Below are 5,435 nucleotides of genomic sequence, written 5' to 3' on the forward strand. Positions count from 1 at the left end.
CATTGCGCCCAAAATCTCGTTCCATCGGGTGGATTGTAAGACGGCTACGTTTCTTGTCTTTTTCAAGGCTCCGATACCGTCGGAAATCTTCATGCGTTTCCCCATGGTTTCGATAATCTGGTTGTCCAACACATCGATCTGGGCACGCAGATTACTCAATTTGGTGTTGTATTCCGCTTCTGGAGAGCTTTCTTTTCGAATGCGCAGGTCACGCATAATCTGTTGTAAACGATCGGGAGTCACCTGTTGGGCGGCATCGCTCCAGGCATTGTCGGGATCGTGATGGGTTTCTATCATTAGCCCATCGAAATTCAGGTCCAAAGCCGTTTGGGAAACATCGAAGATCATATCGCGTTTTCCTGTAATATGCGACGGGTCGTTGATAATGGGCAGATCGGGAAAACGGGTCTGTAGATCGATGGCCAATTGCCATTCGGGAATATTGCGGTACTTGGATTTCTCGTAGGTCGAAAACCCCCTATGGATAACCCCTAACTTTTTGATATTCGCGGTGTGCAAACGTTCAACAGCCCCCAACCACAAAGAAAGATCCGGATTTACGGGGTTTTTGACCAATACCACCTTGTCCGTACCTTCTAAGGCGTCCGCAATTTCCTGAACGATAAACGGACTCACAGTGGATCTTGCCCCGATCCATAGGAGGTCTATATCATGTTCCAACGCCAGTTCCACATGGGCGCGGTTGGCGACCTCGGTCGCGGTCTTCATTCCGGTTTCCTTTTTCACCTTTTGTAGCCATTTTAGGCCCAAGGCACCAACGCCCTCAAAATTTCCAGGGCGGGTACGGGGTTTCCAGATACCTGCGCGGTAGTAATTGACATCGGTATCTTTCAGGCTATTGGCAATGCCCATTACCTGTTCTTCGGTCTCCGCACTGCAGGGTCCTGCGATTACTAGTGGATGGTCTAGGTTCATATCGTCTAACCATGACCTCATTTGTTTTGTGTTTTCCATTTACTTTACTATTTAATTTTCATAAATTTATTGTAGACTTTCGAATCAGACCTCTTACAAGGGTCGGGCCAACAAGGATCGCTCGTGCCTCGGTCATACGAAGTCGAACTTCACTTATTCAAAGGTATCCCTTTCAAAATTTCCCTGATCCGGTTGGTGTCGTTCATTTCTCTGTAAATACCCTCATAATCGTCATTTTCTAGCAATTGTTTGAATTCCTGCAAGTTTTGGATGTACTCGGTTAATGTATCCAAAACATTGTCCTTATTGTGTTTAAAAATGGGCGTCCACATGGCGGGGGAGCTTTTGGCCAAGCGTACGGTGCTCTCGAAACCACTGCCCGCCATGTCAAAAATATCTCGTTCGTTCTTTTCTTTCTCGATAACGGTCTTTCCCAACATAAAAGAGCTGATATGTGACAAATGCGAAACATAGGCAATATGTTTGTCGTGCGCTTCGGGGTTCATATAACAGATACGCATGCCCATTTCATGAAAGAGCTCCAACGCCTTTTCCTGTAGTTTAAAAGCTGTTTTTTCGACTTCACAGATGATGTTGGTCTTACCCGCGTATAAATTTTCGATGGCTGCGGATGGTCCTGAAAACTCTGTCCCCGCAATGGGATGCGCCGACAAATAGTTTCTTCTTTTAGGATGGTCCGCCACCGTTTTGCAGACTAGGCTTTTGGTCGATCCGCCATCAAATACCACACAATTATCGTTCACGGCATCCAATATTTTGGGAAGCTCCATGACCATGGCATCCACCGGAACCATAACAATTACCATATCGGCGATACCGAGTTCGCCATAGTTCGATTTTGTATCGATAATGCCCAAGGACAAGGCTTCCTCTTCATGAGCCGGATTGGTATCTATTCCATAAATCTTGGATTCCGGGCGTAGGCGTTTGATGTCCTTTGCGAAAGAACCTCCAATAAGACCGATACCGATGATGAAAACGTTCATTTTTTTGGGATGTTTATGGTTTATGGTTCAGTATTTTTTGTTAGAGGCTCGGTGCACGATGCTCGAGCACAACTTCGCACTCATAACTTGATCAAAACCTCCCGATCGCCTCCCGAATGTTATCCTCCGTAACACAAAGCGAAAACCGGATATAGCCTTCGCCATTGCTTCCGAATATGGTACCGGGCGTGATAAAGATATTTTTGTCGTACAATATTTCATCGATGAATGCTTCGGCAGATTTGCTTCCTTCGGGCAGCTTGGCCCAAACGAACATGCCGACGGCGCTTTTATCGTAGGTGCATTGCAATTTATCGGCCAGTTCGAACATCAGATCCCTTCTATTCTTATATACTTTATTCAATCCATCGAACCAATCCTGTAGACTTTGTAACGCGGTGATCGCCCCTTTTTGAATGCCGTAGAACATGCCCGAATCCATATTACTTTTCACTTTCAGCACGGCGTCGATATGTTCGGCATTGCCGAGTACCATACCGACCCGCCATCCGGCCATATTGAAGGTCTTGCTTAGGGAATTCAGTTCCAAGGAGACCTCTTTTGCACCATCCACGGCTAAAATACTGGTGGGCGTTTCGTTCAGCACAAAGCTATATGGATTATCGTTGACCAGTAAAATACCGTTCTTTTTGGCAAAGGCTACCAAAGTTTCAAACTGTTTGGCATCGGCTGTAGCACCGGTCGGCATATGTGGATAGCTGACCCACATGAGCTTTACTTTGGATATATTTTGTTGCTGGATAACTTCCAAATCGGGAAACCATCCGTTTTCTTGGTATAAGTCATAATAATTGGGCACCGCACCCACCAAATTCGTGACCGATGTGTAGGTAGGATAACCCGGATTAGGAATCAGCACTTCATCCCCAGGATTTAGAAAGGCCAGGCTAATATGCATTATTCCTTCCTTAGAACCCATAAGTGGGAGTATTTCGTTTGTCGGATTGGCGTCGACACCGAATTTATCCTTATAGAATCCGGAAATGGCTTGCCGCAGTTCGGGAAGGCCCTGATAGCTTTGATACTGATGGGCACCGGCATCTAGTACTGCCTTCTGAATACTTTCCACGATCGCTTTCGAAGGGGCCAGATCAGGACTACCGATGCCCATGTTGATAATCGGCCTACCTTCTGCCATTAGCCCGCGGACTTCCCGTAACTTTTTGGAAAAATAGTACTCCTCTACGGTCTGTAACCTATCCGCCGTTCTTATTTTGGAACCCGTCATAGCCTTGCATTTTTAAATTCGCCCAAAACCTTAAAATCTTCCGACATGATGCCCAACAATGCTTTTGCCTTCTCGAAATGTTCACTTCCCCCGAAAGTTACATCGACGAAAAAGGCATATTTCCAAGGCGTTTCAATAATGGGCAACGACTGTATCTTGGTCAAATTCAGATTGCAATCGCTCATTACATTGAGTATGGTGGCCAAACTACCGCGTTTATGGTCGGTCACGAAACGCACGGAAGCCTTGTTGATTTCATCCTTGGGAACTACCTTGTTTTTTGTGCTTACAATGATAAAACGGGTCGCGTTGTTTTTGATGGTCTGAATCCGTTCCGCTACGATGTCCAAATCGTAAAGATTGGCGGCTACCTCGGGCGCAATGGCGGCGATATGCTTCAATTGCTGCTCTTGGATGCGCTTTGCGGTTTCGGCGGTATCGACATCCTCTACCATTTTTATATGGGGATAATCCCTGAAAAACTCCTTGCACTGCAACAGGGCCATAGGATGCGAACGGACTTCTTCGATATCGCCGATTTTTTGACCCTTCAGTACCATCAGGTTATGGTCGATGTTCAAATAATGTTCTCCGATAATATGTAGGTCATTGTGATACACCAAGGCATAATTGGGAATGATGGAACCCGCAATCGAGTTTTCAATGGCCATTATGCCGATGTCGGCCGTCTTGTCCAACAATCGGTCGACCAAGAAGTCGAAAGACATACTCTCGACCAAATCGGTATCGTCGCCGAAATACTCCCGCGCCACTTGATGGTGGTTGGAGCCTCTTATTCCTTGTATGGCTATTCTCTGTTTCATTTTCTTGCCGCTAGTACCCTTCCTGATAATAGAGGGTCAATTTTTTAGCGTGTATTGGAAATCCAAAATTTACTTTCGCATTCGTTATTTGGATAACGTTCAAAAAAAAGTACCGCTTTCGGCGGGACTTCATTTGTTTATATGTTCAAATATATCACAACAGTCCCGCTTCTTTTTTAAAAAAAAAGTAAAAATAGAAACCGTTATAGAAATATTGTTTCGACATGGTACACTTAAACTTTGGCTAAAATAATACTTATATTTGAAAATCAAATTGTTTGGAACATTTTTTTTTGATTTACAAAGCTGATAATTGTTTGATAGAAATGTTTTAGCTTTGAACTATGGGAGATACTCTCCAACATAAAAAAATCGAGCTGATACAATGGCTGTCCACTTTAGATGACCTTTCGATTATCGAAAAAATCATTCAATTGCGTAAAACGGAGGAGACTGATTGGTGGCACGAAATTTCGACTGCCGAAAAAGAATCCATTGAAAAGGGATTAACCGATGCCAACGCAGGAAAATTAAAACCACATTCCGAGGCACGAAAATTGTATGGGAAGTGGTTATAAAATTAGATGGACAGAGCATGCTCTTTTTGATCTCGCGGAAATAGTCGACCATTTCGAAAAAAGATGGACTGAAAAAGAATTGAACCGCTTTGCAACGGAGTTAGAACATACCATCGAACTGATTTCGAAAAATCCTTATCTTTTTGCCGTTTCAAAAGAGAAGCCCGACGTAAGATGGGCTGTGATTTTAAAGCTAAATTCCCTTTACTACCGGATAAACGTTGAACTAACCTCGATGCAGGCATCCGAGGTAAGAATTCCAAATTCAAAAAAAATGAAAAATAAGATGCAAGAGCAAGCATTGGGGAATTGAACCCTAAGAGACTAAATATGTCCATAATCGTCAAAAACATCACAAAATCCTTCGGCAGCCAAAAAGTACTTCACAGTATTTCCTTTGAATTAAAAAAAGGCGAAATCGTTGGCTTTTTAGGCCCTAATGGCGCGGGCAAGTCCACTATGATGAAAATTTTGACCACCTATCATCATGCGGATGAGGGCGATGCCCACGTCAATTCTTTCGATGTGGTCACTGAAAAAAAGAACGTTCAAAAAAGTATCGGATATCTGCCCGAGCACAATCCCCTGTATTTGGATATGTACGTCAAGGAATATTTGGCCTTCAACGCCGAAGTCTATAAAACAGATAAAAGCCGGATTGCCGAAGTCATCGAGCAAACGGGACTTGCCCCTGAAGTCCATAAAAAAATAGGACAACTCTCCAAAGGCTATCGCCAACGCGTAGGATTAGCGGCGGCGCTTTTGCACGACCCTGATGTTTTGATCCTCGACGAGCCTACTACCGGGCTCGATCCCAACCAATTGTTAGAGATTAGAAAAC

Annotated in this window: 6 protein-coding genes; 2 read left to right on the forward strand and 4 right to left on the reverse strand. The window is 44.2% G+C overall.

Features of this window, described 5'->3' with window-relative positions; genetic code table 11:
- From ACEW8S_RS14955 to ACEW8S_RS14970, 4 genes are all read right to left on the reverse strand, one after another.
- Positions 1 to 975: chorismate mutase (locus ACEW8S_RS14955; protein ID WP_373518929.1), on the reverse strand; the 975-nt coding region annotated here is incomplete at its 3' end.
- 110 nt (positions 976 to 1,085) lie between these two features.
- Entirely contained in the window at positions 1,086 to 1,943 is an 858-nt protein-coding gene (locus ACEW8S_RS14960) for a prephenate dehydrogenase (RefSeq protein WP_373518930.1), read from the reverse strand.
- Between the two features lie 91 nt (positions 1,944 to 2,034).
- The gene (locus ACEW8S_RS14965; RefSeq protein WP_373518931.1) at positions 2,035 to 3,192 is read right to left on the reverse strand and encodes a pyridoxal phosphate-dependent aminotransferase; all 1,158 of its coding nucleotides are present in this window, start codon (positions 3,190 to 3,192) and stop codon (positions 2,035 to 2,037) included.
- The gene (locus ACEW8S_RS14970) at positions 3,189 to 4,016 is read right to left on the reverse strand and encodes a prephenate dehydratase (protein WP_373518932.1); all 828 of its coding nucleotides are present in this window, start codon (positions 4,014 to 4,016) and stop codon (positions 3,189 to 3,191) included. The genes ACEW8S_RS14965 and ACEW8S_RS14970 overlap by 4 nt, the downstream gene beginning before the upstream one ends.
- A 344-nt stretch (positions 4,017 to 4,360) precedes the next feature.
- Here ACEW8S_RS14970 and ACEW8S_RS14975 point away from each other — a divergent pair, with 344 nt between their 5' ends.
- Complete coding sequence (locus tag ACEW8S_RS14975) at positions 4,361 to 4,594, forward strand: hypothetical protein (protein WP_373518933.1); 234 nt, start codon at positions 4,361 to 4,363, stop codon at positions 4,592 to 4,594.
- Between the two features lie 330 nt (positions 4,595 to 4,924).
- The coding region (locus ACEW8S_RS14980; protein ID WP_373518934.1) for an ATP-binding cassette domain-containing protein at positions 4,925 to 5,435 on the forward strand (511 nt) is incomplete at its 3' end.

It is taken from the genome of Pricia sp. (assembly GCF_041745955.1).
Classification (GTDB): domain Bacteria; phylum Bacteroidota; class Bacteroidia; order Flavobacteriales; family Flavobacteriaceae; genus Pricia.